The sequence below is a fragment of the Streptomyces stoeckheimensis genome, assembly GCF_045822005.1.
Classification (GTDB): domain Bacteria; phylum Actinomycetota; class Actinomycetes; order Streptomycetales; family Streptomycetaceae; genus Streptomyces; species Streptomyces stoeckheimensis.
In genome coordinates, this window is the sequence record NZ_CP169550.1 from 1,473,146 (window position 1) to 1,489,840 (window position 16,695).

Consider the following 16,695-nt stretch of genomic DNA (forward strand, 5'->3'; position numbering starts at 1 on the left):
CCCCTCTGTCGAAGGCATGACCTGGGGGGTGGTGTCGCCGGGTCCGTGGGGTGCCGTCACAGACGCTGATGAGAGACCCGGCCACCGCCCGGCCTGGCGCAATGCCGGACAGTTCGCGGGCGGCAGGTCTGCATAACGTGGATGCGCGAGCACGGTGCCGCCGCCGAGGCCGGCAGGATCCAACCACCCTGGAGGGGTGCGATGTTAGACACCGGCGATGTGGCCGTCTTCCTGGGTATGGACGTCGGCAAGAGCGCCCACCACGGCCACGGGCTGACGCCGGCGGGCAAGAAAGTCTTCGACAAGCCGATGCCCAACAGCGAACCGAAACTGCGGGCCGTCTTCGACAAGCTGATCGCGAAGCTCGGCACGGTACTGGTGATCGTGGACCAACCGGCCTCGATCGGCGCTCTGCCGCTGACCGTGGCCCGCGACGCGGGCTGCGAGGTCGCCTACCTTCCCGGACTCGCGATGCGGCGGATCGCCGACCTGTATCCGGGCGAGGCGAAAACCGACGCGAAGGACGCGGCGGTCATCGCGGACGCCGCCCGCACCATGCCGCACGTCCTGCGTTCGCTGGAGCTGACCGACGAGATCACCGCCGAGCTCACGGTGCTGACCGGCTTCGACCAAGACCTCGCCGCCGAAGCCACCCGCACCAGCAACCGAATACGCGGTCTGCTCACGCAGTTCCACCCCAGCCTCGAGCGCGTGCTTGGGCCCCGGCTGGACCACCCGGCCGTCACCTGGCTCCTCGAGCGCCACGGATCTCCGGCCGCTCTGCGCAAAGCGGGCCGCCGCAGGCTCGTCGAACTCATCCGCCCGAAAGCCCCGCGCATGGCCGCCCGGCTGATCGACGAGGTCTTCGACGCCCTGGACGAGCAGACCGTCGTGGTCCCGGGAACCGGCACCCTCGACATCGTGATCCCGTCCCTGGCCGCCTCGCTCGCAGCGGTTCACGACCAGCGCCGGGCGCTCGAAGCCCAGATCAGCACCCTGCTGGAGGCCCACCCTCTTCACCCGGTCCTGACCTCGATGCCGGGAGTCGGAGTCAGGACCGCTGCCGTCCTGCTGGTCACCGTCGGCGACGGCACCAGTTTTCCCAGCGCCGCCCACCTCGCCTCCTACGCCGGTCTCGCCCCCACGACCAGATCCTCGGGGACCTCGATCCACGGCGAACACGCACCACGAGGCGGAAACCGGCAGCTCAAACGCGCCATGTTCCTCTCCGCCTTCGCCTGCATGAACGCTGACCCGGCCTCACGCGCCTACTACGACCGGCAAAGAGCCCGCGGCAAAACCCACACCCAGGCCCTCCTCCGACTCGCCCGCCAACGCATCAGCGTCCTGTTCGCCATGCTCCGCGACGGCACCTTCTACGAGTCCAGAGTCCCCACCATCACCCTCGCCGCATGACCATCCCAAACAGCCTCATACCCGGCACCACGTCCTTGACGAAGGACATAGAGACACCCCCCCGCACTGAACTCTTCACCGGACAGGTCGACCTCGACGACGAGCGCTACATCAAGGGCGCCTCACCCTCGACCCGCACGAACATCCCCGGCGTCTTCGCCACCGGCGACGTCGTCGACCACACCTACCGCCAAGCCATCACCGCAGCCGGTTCGGGCTGCACCGCGGCCCTCAGCGACGAGCCCTGCTTCACCGACCTGAGCGACAGCGGCGCGGACGTCGACATGGCGCAGGCCGACGCCTGACTGACGGGCCCCCATCCCAGGTGGGGGCCAGCGCGGAACCGCACCCAGTCCGAACAGCCTGGTCAAGACTCGTCCTCAGCACGGTGGGCGTGCTCGGGTCCGGGGTGGGCTACGCCTGGGACGAGAGGATTGTCGTAGTCAAGTTCGATCTTGCCGAAAGCTGCGCCTGGGGTGGGCGCCGAGTCATTGTCGGCGATGATCAGCTGGACTTGAGAGGCGTGGGCCTCGGCGAGTGTTTGAAAGCGCTGGTAGGTCCGGTGCCCGCGGGCCTGGTCGTCCAGGTTGCTCCCGGATGCCTTTCGAGGCGAGTCGATGATCAGCAGCGACGGCACTCGGACGTCGGGGTGTGTGATGCCGAACTCCAGCAGTGAGAGGCTGTACGCGACGTTGATGCAGGTCACGATTCCCCCGCCGTCGGCCTGAAGACTCTCGAACGAGACGTTGTCCACTACAGGCAGATAGGACGACGGGTCGATGGTCGCGGACTGGATCCACGGCGCCGGGCGCAGCTGCGAGATCATCATGTTGAAGTCTCGGCCAAGGTCGCTCACGAGGGTTTGCCGCGCGGCGAGTTCGGCTGTGCGGGCCTTCTTTTCAGCGGTTGCGCGGGTTCTCTGCTCCTTGATGGCACGGACATCTCGTGCGATCGCGTGTGCCCGTGTCCAGGAGTCTCGTAGCTGGGTCACGGAGTCGATGGCTGCCCTGAGGGAGGCCGCGCGGGCACTGGCGTCTGCGATGGCGTCGAAGCGGGGTGCCACGAGGTCGCGGGTCTGTGCGTCGAGTTGACGTCGCAGACTGTGGGCGAGGAAGTCCGTTTGCTGGGCTCGTTGTTGTGCGGCTTCCAGGACACCGCTATCGGCTTCGAGTACGGCTCGAGCGTCCTGGAGCTGAAGGTCAAGGTTCCTTCGGGTCTGCGCGATAGCGGCGGGATCGACGTCTTGGTCGTGCAGGTCGTCCTGCAGACAGACCACGCAGTGGTCCTCGGGAACGGGCCGGGTGCTGAGGCGCTGCATGCAACGTGGGCAGACAACGAAGTCGAACGGTGACAGCTTCTCAATGGCGGTGCTGGAGCGGTCGAGTCGGGAGATGTCGAGCTCGACCTGGGCGACGACCGCGGCACGGGCCTCCACGAGCTCTTGTGCCGCAAGGACGTCCTGCTCGGCGTCGCGGGCGCTGTCCAATGCCGCACGCAGGTCTCGGCGAAGGACGGCGTCGGCTGCGGTGCTCTCCTCCAGTTCGTGGCGCAGGGATGCCAGCGCTGCATCGGCTCGTTGCAGCATGTCCCGCAGACTGGTCAGCTCGGCCCGCAGTTGGTCCTCGGTTCGGGGATCAGTCGCGCCGAGGAAGTTCTTGACGTTCTCATACTCGTCCGTCTTCTTGCGGAGCTCCTCCTTGAGTTCGCCCAGCTTCCGGCTGAGTTCCAGCACGGTGCTATCGGTGAGCGAGAACATCAGCTTGAAGAGGGCGGTGCGTTTGGTCCTGAACCAGGTGTCGAGGTGTCCCACGACTTCGCGGTCGATGTTGCGGGCTTCCCGGTACACGTAGGCGAAGAGGTCGGTGAACGTGAGGTCCCGCGTGGTTGCTTTGCCGTCGCGGCTGGCGGGGATCGTCTCGCGGGGGAAGTCGAGGGCCGCCAGAAGGTAGTCCGACAAGAGTGGCAGGTCGCCGTCCGCTTGTACGGCGTAGGTATTGCGAGTGGCCAGGCTCCCTGGATCCAGGACATCGACCTGGCCGGAGCGGGCGTCGTTCACGGTCCTCTTGAGAATCACGTGCTGCTCGCCGATGAAGACCTCGGCACGGGCAGAGATAACGTGGTCGCGGACGGCCGGGGTCAGTACGGCTTTGCCACCCACCACATGCTTGAGCAGCATCAGGAGACTGGACTTGCCGGTGCCGCTGGGACCGCTAACGACGGTGGCCGGCCCGTCGAAGCGGTAGGTCTTCTCGGCGTCGGCGGTGGTGACGGTGAGGGAACGGAAGCGAAGGTGGACTGCCATTTCAGATCTCCATCCGCCAGGGCCTGTCGACCGCGTCCGGCAGACGGTCGTAGATGAGGGTCTTCAACGTCGTACCTGACTTGTTGAAATGCTTCTTGAGGAGAGTGACGCGTTTCGCCACCACGGCCCACTCATCCGTCTCTGCCAGCATTGCCGCGGCGACCGCGCCGGACGCTGTGATGCGAAACTCGGCCCGGTCAGTCCCGCTGTAGGTGATCAGGTCGCGGGCAGCCAGGGATCCCAGGACGGTGTAGTAGCGGTGGTCCCAGGGCCCGTACTTGTAGCGGGTCATGCGGCTCTCAACGGATAGGCGTTCAGCGGAGGTGGGTTGTGCTCCGTCGGGCCACGGAATCCCGTCCTCGGCCAGGAGGCGCTCCAGCATGGCCGGGTAGCGCAGTAGGAAGTCGAGCTTGGCAAGTTTGGTCAGACCGTCCAGACCCTTTTTCGCTCCGGTGAAGCGGTCGATCAGCAGCAGCACGCGGGCCTCGTGATAATGCGCCTCATGCTGCTCCTGTCGACGGGCCCGGTCCCTCAGGCGCGTGGTCGCCACCAGACGATCGCCTGCGCTTGTCACGACGCCTCCTCCTCAGAGGGGTCGAACACGTCGGAGAAGTAGAAGTCGCAGTCGTCACAGAGCTGGTAGGCCAAGCCCCGCAGATGACGCCCGTTGACGGGAAACGGAAGCCCGGCACCAGGTAGGTCTGGTGTCAGGAGCCTCGTCATCAGCTGGTTCATGCGGCGCCCGTAGGCTGAGCCGTCGGAAGTTTCCTCTTCGGCCTGCTCGCGGCAGGCGAAGACGGTGTCCAAGACCTCGTAGCTCACATTGGCCAGCTCCGTGGTGTCCCCCGCCAATCCCGACCGGTTTTGGGACCAGGCGACATACCAGGCTGATCGAAGGCGCTCGGCGTGGGCAGCCTCATCCGCCGGAATTCGCCCGCGGGCCATCTTCTTGCGCAGGTTGCCCCCACCCGGAGCGACGATCGGCAGCTGGCCGCGGGCGAAGGTGGGCACTATGGAACGGCTGGAGACGAACGTGTCGAGGACCGTGGCCTTGGTCAGCCGGCGCCTCGCGATGCGCTGCTGGATCTGCACGCTGTGCAGGACCCTCGTGGGGTCGGCGATATAGACGGCGAGCTGTCCGCGATCGCTCTCGTCGCGGTTCGACTGCTCGATTCGCTCGATCAGCGCGCGATAGGTGGCCTCGACATCCACGTGTTCCCGCTGCAGGGTCGCGATCGCAGGAATGAGGAGACTCTGGAGATTGACGTCAGTGATGTGCCGGCGGGACGGCAGTTCATCGTCGATGTGCAGCGCGGCGAAGAAGACCTTCACCAAGTCGGTGAAACCGTCCGGGATGGCGATGTCGGCGAGCCGCGAGACCTGGGGGACTTCGGGGATGGTGGCGTAGGGCTGCTTCCATCGAACTTTCAAGAGGTACTGGGCGACGGCGCTGGCCATGTCGTCTACCCCAGAAGTGATACGCGGGTCGGGCCCACACATCGCTTTCAGGGTGGTAGCGCCCCCCTTGCCTGTCGTGAGGCCGGCGTTCGTGGCAAGACGAAGCCGGACGTTGCTCAGGCCGTCGCACGCGCGCCATCGGTCGAAGAGGTGCGCTAGCCCTCCGTCCTTGCACAGATCCGCCACGTTCCAGGGGTTCCGTCGCTTGCCGCGGTGCTTCACTGATACGAGTTCGACCGAACCGCCGGCGTACGAGACCACGAAATCCTCGTGCCACTCGCAGACCACCGATTCGACAGACTCCTGTGTCAGCAGCGCCACGCATATTTGGGCGGCGACCTCTGCCTGATACCGGTAGTTGCCCAGGGTGTCCGACCCGCTGTCCTCCTGAGGTGCCACGCGGAAGACCGGGTGCACGAACCCTTCATCGGACTCTGCGTCCTCTGCCGCCTCAGCCTCGACTGCCACTGCGCACGCACCCCCCACCCCCGCCGCTGGAGCTACGCCCCCAGGGCCGACAGCGGAAGATCACCACAATTACCACAGCACCCATGCACTCCGTAACCGGTCGATCACATTCGATGCCGCGGAAGACGTGAGGTCCGCTTCGCCTCGGTCGACGGCGGCGCACAGGACTGGGACTCCCCCTGCCCCTGGAGCAGCCCACAGGCTCGCGACCGCGCGTCGATCCTGCATGGCCGGTGCCAGGGCAGCCCTCCCACCTGACTCGTCCGGTCCCGTTCGCCCCCGATCACTCCCAATGCAGCCGAGACGCGACCCGGGTGGGCGCCGCCGCACCAAGATCCGGACCATTTCCGGACTAGGCCCCGCCAGAGGGCCGCGCCAACTGTCGTTTTTCCACGTCAGCGTGGGTGCAGGTGTACCCCCAGGAGGCGAAGAACCTGCCGGGCGGCAATTCAGCCGGAGCACGAACTGATCCGCGCCACCCATCAGCCTGCGGCCAACACCCAATACTGACGGTTGGTCAATTTGCCCGACTTTGCTGCCGAGCCACGGTGGAATATAGCTGGGAATCCCCGGTTTCGGAAACCGGGGATCGCATGGATTATCGAAGCTCCACCGCACCACTCCCCCCTAGTGGAAAGGTATTTGCCGTCCGATGGCACAGCTTCGATCTCGAAATCCCTAACCCCGCTCTGTTGCCGGAGCGCCACAGTGCCCAAGACCGTTTCCAGCAAGCCAACACCACGCCACAGCCCGAACGGGATGCCTTCCACCTCAGGGCGGAAAGGTCCGGTCGGGCGCAGTGATCACTCAGTGAGCCACAGCCCCTCGAGAGCAACCGGCACCTCGGATGGACCCTAAGCCAGCCGCACCGCCGCGGGAGTTGTTCTCCGTGTGCGAATCCGGTGGCTTTTCGCTGGACTTTTCAAACGTTCCCTCTATGGTCGTCGTCCCACCATTCCTCCGCCCAGGGGAGCGTGACCAACCTGCTTCTTGCACCGACTCGCCCGATCGGCGTTCTGCGCCATCGCAAGGACCTCATGTCATCCCAGGAATCCGCGAAGAGCGGACGAAACGTTTCCCCCGACCTGGTCACCGGAAAGTGGCTAACGACCGATGAACTCGCGGGCCTCTTGAACGTCGATCCCTCCACGCTCCGTCGCTGGCGCACTGCCCGACCTCTGCAAGGGCCGCCGTTCGTCCATGTGTCCGATCGCGTCACGCTGTACAGCGCGATTGACGTCGAACACTGGCTGCGCAGTCGCCGCGTCGATCCCTCACAGGCGGCCTGACATGGCGATAGCGACACCTGCTTCCGCCATCGAGGCCGTGCCGGTTGGCGTCCGCCTCACCGCTGATGTCGAATACCGGCCCAACCGGCCTTCGCCCTACCGAGCTCGGGTGCGCTGGTGGGACCCCGCGACAAAGTCCCGCAAGTCCATCTCCGAGGCCAAGGAGACCGAGGACGAGGCCCAGGAGTGGATCTCGGCCCTGGTCGAGGCCGCCCAGGCCGGCATCAACCCGTCGCTTGCCACCATGCCGTTGGCCGACTACGGCACCGCGAACATGAACCTCGCGCTTCGAGGGCTGGAGCTCAAGACGCTCGACCCCTATATGGCCGGTTGGCGTCTGCGCGTAGTGCCCTCCCTCGGGCATCTACCGGTTCGGATGATCACCAACGGTGCAGTGGACCGCACCGTCTACCGGTGGATCGCTGACGAGTACAGCCGCTCCACCGTGAAGAACACCATCGCCGTCCTCGTTCGCGTCATGGAGCAGGCCGTTCGAGACGGGCTCATCAAGGTCAACCCCGCGCGAGTCAGCGGCTGGCAGCGCCAGTACCAGCAGGTCGAGGACGAACTGAACGACCCGCGTGCGCTCGCCTTGCCCGACTGGGAGACCCTCCAGGCCCTCGCCAAGGCCCTGGTCGCTCGCTCATACGGCCAGTACCAGGGCTGGGGCGACGTGGTCACTTTCGCCGCGTCCACGGCAGCCCGCATCGGTGAGGTCTCCGGAGTCCGCGTCAAGGACATCGACACCGATAACTGGATCTGGACCGTACGACGGCAGACCACCCCCGCCCGAGGCGGGCTCGTCGACAAGGCCACCAAGGGAAAGCGCGCCCGCAAGGTACCCCTCATCGAAGAGGTACGGCCGATGGTGGCCCAACGCCTGCTCGCCGCCGGCAACAGCCCAGACGCCCGGATCTTCTTCGGCCCCCGCGGCGGACGCATCTCCACCGCCGTCCTGCGCGACGCCACCCACTGGGACAACGTCGTCACAGAGCTCGGTTTCGAGCACCTTCGACGACACGACCTGCGCCACACCGGGCTGACCTGGTTCGCCGACGCAGGCGTCCCACTCCATGTCCTGCGCAAGATCGCCGGACACGGCTCGCTGACCACCACTCAGCGCTACCTGCACCCCGACGCCGGCCAGATCACGGCAGCTGGTGCCGCGCTGTCTGCGCACCTCATGGTGCTCCGTGCACCTCGTTCGCTGCCAGTCACGGCCGTTACCGCCGTCTGACCCGAACTGAGCGCCTTGGTCCCCAACTGGTCCCCAAAAACGATCAAGGGGCCGTTTCAGATTGCTCTGAAACGGCCCCTGACCTGCGACTACGAGGCGAACCTCAAGTCGGGACGACAGGATTTGAACCTGCGACCCCTTGACCCCCAGTCAAGTGCGCTACCAAGCTGCGCCACGTCCCGATGTGCTTCTGATCTGGGGTTTCCCCCGTCTCGGCGGCACATGCAGAACATTACCCCACACCGAGGGGTGTCCATGCACCGGTTATCGGCAGGAGGGGGATGAAGGGAGGATGAAGGGGTGAACGCACGGGATCGGGACGATGAGGGGCGGGCGCGGAACGCTCGGCCCCGGGACGGGCTGGGACGGCCGCTGCCCTACGGGGCCCAAGGGGTGGAGCGGCAGCCCGAGGGAGTGGTGCGGTCGCCCGGGGAGACGGTGGAGCAGGCGCAGCGGCTGCTGGACGCCGGGATGCCCTTCCACGCCCACGAGGTGTTCGAGGACGCCTGGAAGTCGGGGCCCGCGGCCGAGGCGCCGCTGTGGCGGGCGCTGGCGCAGCTGGCGGTGGGGCTGACGCACTCGGCGCGCGGGAACGCGGTGGGCGGGGCCCGGCTGCTGCGCCGCGGAGCCGAGGCCCTGGCCGGGCTGGACGGAGCCGGCGATGCGGGCGCTCCCGGGGCCGGGGCCGCGCCCGGGACCCCGTACGGGATGGACCTGGTCGGGCTGGTGCGGTGGGCCCGGGAGCTGGCGGAGCGGGTGGAGGCCGGCGCAGTCGTCGATGCGGCGGCCGAGGCCCCGCGCCTCACGGGCGGACCCGGCCCCGCCTGAGCGCGGGGCGGCGGACCCGGCCCCGGCGGCACGGCGGCCCCTGCGGGTGGTCCCGGTCCGACGCCCCGGCCGGGGCTACGCCGGCTGGAGGAGGTCCCAGCGGTTGCCGTAGAGGTCCTGGAAGACCGCGACCGAGCCGTACGCCTCGTGGCGCGGCTCCTCCAGGAAGCGGACGCCCTCGGCGGTCATCCGGGCGTGGTCGGCGGCGAAGTCGTCGGTGTAGAGGAAGAAGCCGACCCGGCCGCCCGTCTGGTCGCCGACGCGGGAACGCTGGGCGTCGTCCTTGGCGCGGGCCAGCAGGAGGGCGGATTCCGTGGCGCCGGGCGGGCGCACCACGACCCAGCGCGAGCCGTCCGGGCGCGGGGTGTCCTCGGCGAGGTCGAAGCCGAGCGCGCGGGTGTAGAAGTCGATGGCCTCGTCGTAGTCGTGGACCACGAGGGCGGTGAGGGCGAGGTGGGAGGACATGTCCTCATTGTGCGCCGAGGAGGACCACCTCCAGGGTCCGGGGGCCGTGCACGCCCTCCACCCGGTCCAGTTCGATGTCGCTGGTGGCGGAGGGTCCGGAGATCCAGGTCAGGGGCTTGGTGGGGTCCAGCAGAGGCAGTGCCCGCGGGACCGAGTCCACCACCTGGGCGGGGACCCGGACCACGCAGATGTGGTGGTCCGGGACGAGCGTGATCCGGCGCCGCCCCTGCTCGGGGCCGCCGTCGAGGACGATCGTGCCGGTCTCGGCGATCGCCAGGGCGCAGCCCGTCACCACGCTGTCCACCGCGTCCAGTTGGTGCGGGGTGGAGGCCGCGCGGTCGTGGATCCGGGTCGGGTCGGCCGCCGCGAGCCAGTGCGGCGGCAGCCCGGGCGGTACGAGCACCGACGACGCGCCCCGTTCGGCGAGGAGACGGGCCAGCAGCACGGCGATGCCGTCCTCGTCGACCCGGTGGACCTTGGCCCGGTACTCCGCGAGGTTCTCGGCGAGCAGGTCGACGGTCTCGGCCGGAGTGCGGGCACCGTGGACCTGGAGGTAGTCCCGGGGAACGGCGGTGTCCGGGCGCGGCTCCGGCAGGGCCCGCCGGATGCGGGCCAGGATCTGCTCCTTGGCGCTCATGGGCGTGCCCCCTTCTCGCGTGCCGCCTGCTCTCGTGCCGCCTGCTCTCGTGCCGCCTTCTCGCGCTCCGCCTTCTCGCGCTCCGCCCACCAGTCGCGGAACGAGCCCTCCGGGAGCTCCGGCAGCTCCCTGCTGTCCGTCCAGGCCCGCCCCGGGCCCGGCAGCCGGCGCGGGCGCAGCCGCCGGGCCCGGGCCAGCAGCCGCTCCCCCGCGCGCAGCGCGCCCGGGCGGTCGAGGAGGAGTCTGGCGGCCCGCATGGCGGCCCGTTCGGCGGTGTGGCCGTCGGCCGGGCGGATGCGGACACGGATGCCCTCGCGGGTCACCGGGCCGCCCTGGACCACGCGTTCGCGCAGGTGGACCAGGACCTCCGGGATGTCGATGGCGACCGGGCAGACCTCGTAGCAGGCCCCGCACAGGGTGGAGGCGTAGGGCAGGGTGGCGTCGATCTCGCTCCCGGTGCCGCGGAGCTGGGGGCTGAGGATGGCGCCGATCGGGCCGGGGTAGACCGAGCCGTAGGCGTGGCCGCCCGCGCGCTCGTACACCGGGCAGACGTTGAGGCAGGCCGAGCAGCGGATGCAGCGCAGGGCCTGGCGGCCCACCTCGTCGGCGAGGGTGTCGGTGCGGCCGTTGTCGAGGAGGACGAGGTGGAACACGGAGGGGCCGTCGCCGTCCACGGTGCCGGTCCACATGGTCGTGTACGGGTTCATCCGCTCGGCGGTCGACGAGCGGGGCAGCGTCTGGAGGAAGATCTCCAGGTCGCGGAAGGTCGGGATCACCTTCTCGATGCCGACCACCGAGATCAGGGTCTCGGGCAGGGTCAGGCACATCCGGCCGTTCCCCTCGGACTCGAAGACGACCAGGGTGCCGGTCTCGGCGACCATGAAGTTGGCGCCGGACACGGCGACTTTGGCCCGCAGGAACTTCTCGCGCAGGTGCAGCCGGGCGGCTTCGGCGAGCTCGCGCGGGTCGTCGCCCAGCCCCTCGGGGGCCGGACGGCCCCAGCCGCCCATCTCCGCGGCGAAGACGTCGCGGATCTCGCCGCGGTTGCGGTGGATGGCCGGGACCAGGATGTGGGAGGGCCGGTCGTGGCCGAGCTGGACGATGAGCTCGGCGAGGTCGGTCTCGTACGCGGCGATCCCGGCCGCCTCCAACGCCTCGTTCAGGCCGATCTCCTGGGTGGCCATGGACTTGACCTTGACGACTTCCCGTTCCCCGGTGGCCCGGACCAGTTCCGTCACGATGCGGTTGGCCTCGTCGGCGTCGGCCGCCCAGTGGACGGTGCCGCCCGCGGCGGTGACGGCGGCCTCCAGTTGGAGCAGGTACCGGTCGAGGTGCGCCAGCGTGTGGTCCTTGACCGCCTTGCCGGCGGCGCGCAGCCGGTCCCAGTCCTCCAGTTCGGCGACGGCCCGCGCCCGCTTGTCGCGGATCGTGTGCGTGGCGTGGCGGAGGTTGGCCCGCAGCACCTCGTCCCGTACGGCCTCGCGGGCCGCGTCGGGGAAGGCCGGCATGCCCACGAAGGTGCCCGTCATACGAGTGGCTCCTCTTCCGTCGAGGCCAGGATCTCGGCGAGGTGCAGGGCCCGCAGCGGGGCGCCCCTGCGGCGCAGGATGCCGTCCAGGTGGGCGAGGCAGGAGTTGTCGGCCCCGCAGAGCACCTCGGCGCCCGTGGACAGCGCGTGGTCGGTCTTGTCGGTGCCCATCGCGGCCGATACGTCCGGGTTCTTGACGGCGAAGGTCCCGCCGAAGCCGCAGCACTCCTCGGCTCCGGGCAGTTCGCGCAGCTCCAGACCGCGTACGGCGGCCAGCAGCCGCCGGGGCCGGTCTCCGAGCCCGAGGCCCCGCAGGCCGTGGCAGGAGGGGTGGTAGGTGACGGTGTGCGGGAAGTACGCGCCGACGTCCGTGACCCCGAGGACGTCGACCAGGAACTCGGTGAGCTCGTACACGCGCGGTACGAGGTCCTCGGCCAGCGCGGCCAGGGCCGGGCCCCGGCCCTCGGCCTCGGCGGCGCGCCCGATCCGGGGGTAGTGGGAGCGGACCATGGCCGCGCAGGAACCGGACGGGGTGACCACGTACTCGTACCCGGCGAAGGCCTCGGCGGTACGCCGGACCAGCGGTTCGGCCTCGCGCCGGTAGCCGGTGTTGTACTGCGGCTGACCGCAGCAGCTCTGCGCGGCGGGGAAGTCCACGGTGACCCCGAGCCGCTCCAGGAGGCGGACGACGGCGATGCCCGTGCGCGGGTACAGCGCGTCGTTGACGCAGGTGACGAACAGGGCGACGCGCATGACGGGCAGAATAGCCCGGTGAAGAAGTTCTCAGTGATCGGCATAGGCGCGGGCGACCCGGACCACCTGACCCTCCAGGCGGTCAGGGCGATCGGCGCGGCGGACGCATTCCTCATCCTGGAGAAGGGCGAGGAGAAGGCGGATCTGACCGGGCTGCGGCGCGCGATGCTCGACGCGCACGCCCGCCCCGGACACCGGCTGGTGGAGGGCCGCGATCCCGATCGCGACCGGACGCCCTCCGACTACACCCCCACGGTGGACGGCTGGCGCAGTGCGCGGGCCGAGCTCTTCGAGCGGTTCATCGCCGAGGACCTCGCGGAGGGCGAGACGGGCGCGTTCCTGGTGTGGGGCGATCCCTCGCTCTACGACTCCACGCTCGCGATCCTCGACGAGGTGCTGGAGAAGGGCCGGGTCGCCTTCGAGCACGAGGTGGTGCCGGGCATCAGCAGCATCTCCTCGCTGCTGGCCCGCCACCGCACCACCCTCAACCGGGTGGGCCGCCCGGTCCAGATCACCACCGGGCGCCGGCTCGCGGAGGGCTGGCCGGCCGACGTGGACGACGTGGTGGTGATGCTGGACGCCCGGCACGCCTTCACCGCCCACCTCGACCAGGACCTGTACATCTACTGGGGTGCGTACGTCGGTACCCCCGACGAGATCCTGGTCTCGGGAAAGCTGGCGGAGGTCGCCGGCCGGATCGAGGAACTGCGCACCGAGGCCCGCGCCCGCAAGGGCTGGATCATGGACACGTACCTGCTCCGGCGCGACTAGGGACCGCGTCCTCGCCCTGCGCCGATCGCCGGCCTTCGTGACGCATGCAGCGTTGCGCTGCTTGTGGGCCCCGGCGTTGAGGGCCGCCGTATCCAGGGCGCGTCAGCAGGCCCGAGGGCCGACCGCCAGTGTCAGTTCGAGGACCCGCTGTGGCGATGCGAGGTCCGGGAAGAGCTCCCGCAGCTGTGCCATGCGGTAGCGGACCGTCTGGGGATGGACGAACAGGGCCGCCGCCACCTCGTCCCGCCTGCCCTGGTGCAGCAGCCAGGCCCGCAGCGTCTCCTCCAGTCGCCGGGCGGTCGTGACGGGCAAGGTCCGCAGCGGTTCGAGGGCTCGGGCGCGCAGGTCCGCGAACGCGTCCGCATCGGCGCTCAGCACCAGCTCGGGCAGGTGGTCCTCGGTGTCGCGGATGTCGGAGGAGAGGGAGCGGGCGCGTACGGCTCGTGCGTACGAGGCGGACGCGCGAGTCCATGGCCGGGCCGGGCCGACCACGGCGGTGCGGTCGGTCAGCTGCCGCAAGAGGTGTGCTCGGTCGGCATCGGGGACGAGCAGCACACCGGTGGCGTCCGGCAGATCGTCGAGGACGAGGGTGTTCGGGTCGAGCGTGCGGTAGGCGGGCCGGGCCTGGGCGGCGGGCAGCAGGACCGCGGTCAGCGAAACCGGTGGCTGCCACCCGGCCCGTTGAACGGAGGCGAGCAGGACGTCCGTGCTCGCGCCGGCGAGGAGATCTCGGGCCAGGTGTTCCAGGTGGCGCTCGTGGGCCCTGCCCCGGGCGGCCAGCTCGTCGGCGTGGCCCGCGGCGCTCGCGGCGGAGAGCTCGTCGATGTAGGCGAAGGTCAGCTCGGCGAACTTGGCGACCTCGGCGGCGGGCAGACCTGCGGGTACGGCACCCGCTGCCAGGCATCGCCAGGCCACGCGGGCGCCGACGCGGTAGGCGCTGAGCAGGGCGTCCATCGAACGGCCGTCGCGCACCTCGCCGCGGCCCAGTTCGTAGGCCGCGTCACCGGCGTCGCCGCCCGTGGCGTTCCCGGTGGCGAGGTCCAGATAGTGCCCCAGGGCGGTGCGTACGGATCGGCGGATGGTGGCGCCCATGCGGCCCGAAAGGGCGTTGGCGTAGGGATGGACCTCGTCGATGATCGCCTGGACGACCTCGTCGGCGGTGTTCTTCAGCGCGCCCCGAAGTGCGGCGACCGTCGTCTCATCCAGGGCCAGCTCGCTGGCCCTCCTGCTTGCATGACTCACGTTTTGTTCCCTGCGAACAATTCAGCCGACCAGATTTACGTCCTGCGGTTAGGACTTTACGCCTTGGCGCATACCAAGCTGGGGTCATGACGAGTACAGCCCTCCGCAGCAGGGCGTGGAAACTGCTGGAGATGGTCACGACGCCGCTGCTGCCGTCCGACTACCTCGACCTGGTCAGCCCGCTGCGTGCGGGCGCCGACCTGCGTGGGCGCATCGAGGCCGTGCACCCGGAGACGGGTGACGCCGCGACCATCGTGATCAGGCCGGGGCGGGGCTGGCGCGGCCACACGGCCGGTCAGTACGTGCGGATCGGGGTCGACGTCGACGGGGTGCGCCTGTGGCGCGCCTACTCCCTCACCTCGCCGACGAACCGCCGGGACGGCCGCGTCACGATCACCGTGAAGGCGATCCCGGACGGCAAGGTCAGCAACCACCTGGTCCGCCGGGCGAAACCGGGCACGCTGATCCAGCTCGACCAGCCGACCGGTGACTTCGTACTGCCGCAGGCCAAGCCCGCCAAGGTGCTCTACCTGACGGCCGGCAGCGGCATCACGCCCGTGATGGGCATGCTGCGCGACACCGAGTTCGACTACTCCGACGACACGGTCATGGTCCACAGCGCGCCACAGCCGCAAGACGTGATCTTCCGCAGCGAGCTGCACGGCCTGGTCGCGGACGAGAAGCTGCGGCTCACCGAGGTGCACACCGACACGGACGGAATGCTCGACATCGCCCGTCTCGACGAACTCGTGCCCGACTGGGCCGAGCGCGAGACCTGGGCCTGCGGACCCGCGGGCCTGCTCGACGCCGCCGAAGAGCACTGGACCGAGCACGGCGTACGAGAGCGCCTGCACACCGAGCGCTTCCGCCCCGGCATCGTCGTCGCCGGCGAGGGCAGCGAGGGCGGCGAGGTCACGTTCGGCGCCAGCGGCAAGTCCGTCGACGCGGACGGCTCCACGCCGTTGCTGGACGTCGGCGAGGAGGCCGGCGTGCTCATGCCCTCCGGGTGCCGCATGGGCATCTGCTTCGGCTGCGTCACGCCGCTCACGTCGGGCGCCGTCCGCGACCTGCGCACCGGCGATATCACCGAGGCCGAGCCGGGCGTCCTCATCCAGACCTGCGTGTCCGCCGCGGCGGGCCCTTGCACCATCGAACGGTAGGAGCACCTTGACCGCCATCGACCCCACCGCACACCTGACCGCGGAGCAGATCGAGGAGCTCGGCCGCGAGCTGGACGCGATCCGTGACGAGGTGATCGCCGACCGCGGTGAGAAGGACGCCGCCTACATCCGCAAGGTCATCTCGGCGCAGCGCAAGCTCGAGCTGGTCAGCAGGGGCGTACTGCTGTTCTCGATCTTCCCGCCCGCGTGGCTGATCGGCACCGCCGGCCTGTCCGTGGCGAAGATCATGGACAACATGGAGATCGGCCACAACATCCTGCACGGCCAGTGGGACTGGATGCGGGACCCGAAGATCCACTCCACCACCTGGGAGTGGGACCACGTCTCGCCGTCCGACCAGTGGAAGCACTCGCACAACGAGCTGCACCACACGTACACCAACGTGATCGGCAAGGACAACGACCTCGGCTACGGCATCATGCGCGTCGACGAGGACCAGAGGTGGCACCCGTTCCACCTCGGCCAGCCGCTGTGGAACTTCCTCAACGCCTGCTTCTTCGAGTACGGCATCGCGGCGTACGACCTGGAGCTCGGCAAGAACCTCCACAAGCGCCGCCGCAAGAACCCGGAGTTCCGCGCGCGGGCCAAGGCCGTGGGCCGCAAGATCCGCAAGCAGGTGCTCAAGGACTACGTGATCCACCCGCTGCTGTCGGGCCCGTCGTTCCTCCCCACGCTCGCCGCCACGTTCACCGCGAACCTGGTCCGCAACATCTGGACCCACTCGGTGATCATGTGCGGGCACTTCCCCGAGGGCGTGCAGGTCTTCGAGCGCCGGTCGATCAAGGGCGAGACCCGCGGCCAGTGGTACCTGCGGCAGATGATGGGCTCGGCGAACATCAGCGGCAGCAAGGCCATGCACTTCATGACCGGCAACCTGTCGCACCAGATCGAGCACCACCTGTTCCCGGACCTGCCGAGCAACCGGTACGCCGAGGTCGCGGTGAAGGTGCGCGCGCTGTTCGACAAGTACGAGCTGGAGTACGTCACCGGGCCGCTGCCCAAGCAGGTGTTCTCCGCGTGGCACAAGGTCTTCCGGCTCTCGCTGCCGAACAAGAAGCCCAGGGTCAAGACGCCGGACCGCGAGCGGGAGCTCGTCGCGGCCTGATTCCCGGTTCGGCCA

15 protein-coding genes, 1 tRNA gene and 1 pseudogene are annotated in these 16,695 nt (G+C 69.1%); 8 read left to right on the plus strand and 9 right to left on the minus strand.

Annotation, left to right across the window (positions count from 1 at the left end):
* Nucleotides 1-201: 201 nt before the first annotated feature.
* Nucleotides 202-1,416 (plus strand): IS110 family transposase, encoded by a 1,215-nt coding sequence (locus ACE1OC_RS06950; RefSeq protein WP_407836241.1) that lies wholly within the window; start codon nucleotides 202-204, stop codon nucleotides 1,414-1,416.
* 59 nt (nucleotides 1,417-1,475) lie between these two features.
* Nucleotides 1,476-1,721, plus strand: a pseudogene (locus tag ACE1OC_RS06955) (NAD(P)/FAD-dependent oxidoreductase); the annotation flags it as partial.
* A 62-nt stretch (nucleotides 1,722-1,783) separates the two neighbouring features.
* Here the strand turns inward: ACE1OC_RS06955 and ACE1OC_RS06960 are convergent.
* The 3 genes from ACE1OC_RS06960 to ACE1OC_RS06970 are packed head-to-tail and all read right to left on the minus strand — an operon-like array spanning nucleotide 1,784 to nucleotide 5,644.
* Entirely contained in the window at nucleotides 1,784-3,718 is a 1,935-nt protein-coding gene (locus tag ACE1OC_RS06960) for a hypothetical protein (protein WP_407836242.1), read from the minus strand.
* 1 nt (nucleotide 3,719) lies between these two features.
* On the minus strand, nucleotides 3,720-4,292 hold the full coding sequence (locus ACE1OC_RS06965) for a hypothetical protein (RefSeq protein ID WP_407836243.1): 573 nt from the start codon (nucleotides 4,290-4,292) through the stop codon (nucleotides 3,720-3,722).
* A complete protein-coding gene (locus ACE1OC_RS06970; protein ID WP_407836244.1) occupies nucleotides 4,289-5,644 on the minus strand; it encodes a dsDNA nuclease domain-containing protein in 1,356 nt (451 codons plus the stop codon). The genes ACE1OC_RS06965 and ACE1OC_RS06970 overlap by 4 nt, the downstream gene beginning before the upstream one ends.
* Nucleotides 5,645-6,618: 974 nt before the next feature.
* On the opposite strand from ACE1OC_RS06970, the gene ACE1OC_RS06975 reads away from it, so the two are divergent.
* Both ACE1OC_RS06975 and ACE1OC_RS06980 read left to right on the plus strand, forming a co-directional pair.
* Nucleotides 6,619-6,933 carry a helix-turn-helix transcriptional regulator gene (locus ACE1OC_RS06975; RefSeq protein WP_407836245.1) on the plus strand — a complete coding sequence of 105 codons (315 nt, stop codon included), beginning with the start codon at nucleotides 6,619-6,621 and terminating at the stop codon, nucleotides 6,931-6,933.
* Nucleotide 6,934: 1 nt separating this feature from the next.
* Entirely contained in the window at nucleotides 6,935-8,170 is a 1,236-nt protein-coding gene (locus ACE1OC_RS06980) for a tyrosine-type recombinase/integrase (RefSeq protein WP_407836246.1), read from the plus strand.
* Nucleotides 8,171-8,278: 108 nt separating this feature from the next.
* Here ACE1OC_RS06980 and ACE1OC_RS06985 read toward each other — a convergent pair.
* Nucleotides 8,279-8,352: transfer RNA gene (locus ACE1OC_RS06985), tRNA-Pro, on the minus strand.
* 118 nt (nucleotides 8,353-8,470) lie between these two features.
* Here ACE1OC_RS06985 and ACE1OC_RS06990 point away from each other — a divergent pair.
* A complete protein-coding gene (locus tag ACE1OC_RS06990; protein ID WP_407836247.1) occupies nucleotides 8,471-8,998 on the plus strand; it encodes a DUF309 domain-containing protein in 528 nt (175 codons plus the stop codon).
* A 75-nt stretch (nucleotides 8,999-9,073) separates the two neighbouring features.
* On the opposite strand, the gene ACE1OC_RS06995 is transcribed toward ACE1OC_RS06990, so the two are convergent.
* From ACE1OC_RS06995 to ACE1OC_RS07010, 4 genes are read right to left on the minus strand one after another with little or no spacing between them, the layout of a single operon-like run.
* A complete protein-coding gene (locus tag ACE1OC_RS06995; RefSeq protein WP_250741971.1) occupies nucleotides 9,074-9,463 on the minus strand; it encodes a VOC family protein in 390 nt (129 codons plus the stop codon).
* Nucleotides 9,464-9,467: 4 nt separating this feature from the next.
* Nucleotides 9,468-10,100, minus strand: coding sequence for a LutC/YkgG family protein (locus tag ACE1OC_RS07000; protein ID WP_407836248.1), 633 nt, complete (start codon nucleotides 10,098-10,100; stop codon nucleotides 9,468-9,470).
* Complete coding sequence (locus ACE1OC_RS07005; protein ID WP_407836249.1) at nucleotides 10,097-11,629, minus strand: lactate utilization protein B; 1,533 nt, start codon at nucleotides 11,627-11,629, stop codon at nucleotides 10,097-10,099. Before ACE1OC_RS07005 ends, ACE1OC_RS07000 begins: the two co-directional genes overlap by 4 nt.
* The gene (locus ACE1OC_RS07010) at nucleotides 11,626-12,381 is read right to left on the minus strand and encodes a (Fe-S)-binding protein (protein WP_407836250.1); all 756 of its coding nucleotides are present in this window, start codon (nucleotides 12,379-12,381) and stop codon (nucleotides 11,626-11,628) included. The genes ACE1OC_RS07005 and ACE1OC_RS07010 overlap by 4 nt, the downstream gene beginning before the upstream one ends.
* Before the next feature lie 18 nt (nucleotides 12,382-12,399).
* Here ACE1OC_RS07010 and cobF point away from each other — a divergent pair, with 18 nt between their 5' ends.
* Entirely contained in the window at nucleotides 12,400-13,152 is a 753-nt protein-coding gene (cobF, locus tag ACE1OC_RS07015) for a precorrin-6A synthase (deacetylating) (protein ID WP_250741975.1), read from the plus strand.
* Nucleotides 13,153-13,254: 102 nt separating this feature from the next.
* Here cobF and ACE1OC_RS07020 read toward each other — a convergent pair whose 3' ends face one another.
* On the minus strand, nucleotides 13,255-14,394 hold the full coding sequence (locus ACE1OC_RS07020) for a PucR family transcriptional regulator (RefSeq protein ID WP_407836251.1): 1,140 nt from the start codon (nucleotides 14,392-14,394) through the stop codon (nucleotides 13,255-13,257).
* Between the two features lie 86 nt (nucleotides 14,395-14,480).
* On the opposite strand from ACE1OC_RS07020, the gene ACE1OC_RS07025 reads away from it, so the two are divergent.
* Both ACE1OC_RS07025 and ACE1OC_RS07030 read left to right on the plus strand, forming a co-directional pair.
* The gene (locus ACE1OC_RS07025) at nucleotides 14,481-15,554 is read left to right on the plus strand and encodes a ferredoxin reductase (RefSeq protein WP_407836252.1); all 1,074 of its coding nucleotides are present in this window, start codon (nucleotides 14,481-14,483) and stop codon (nucleotides 15,552-15,554) included.
* A gap of 7 nt (nucleotides 15,555-15,561) precedes the next feature.
* Entirely contained in the window at nucleotides 15,562-16,680 is a 1,119-nt protein-coding gene (locus tag ACE1OC_RS07030) for a fatty acid desaturase family protein (protein ID WP_407836253.1), read from the plus strand.
* The last annotated feature ends 15 nt before the right edge of the window (nucleotides 16,681-16,695 follow it).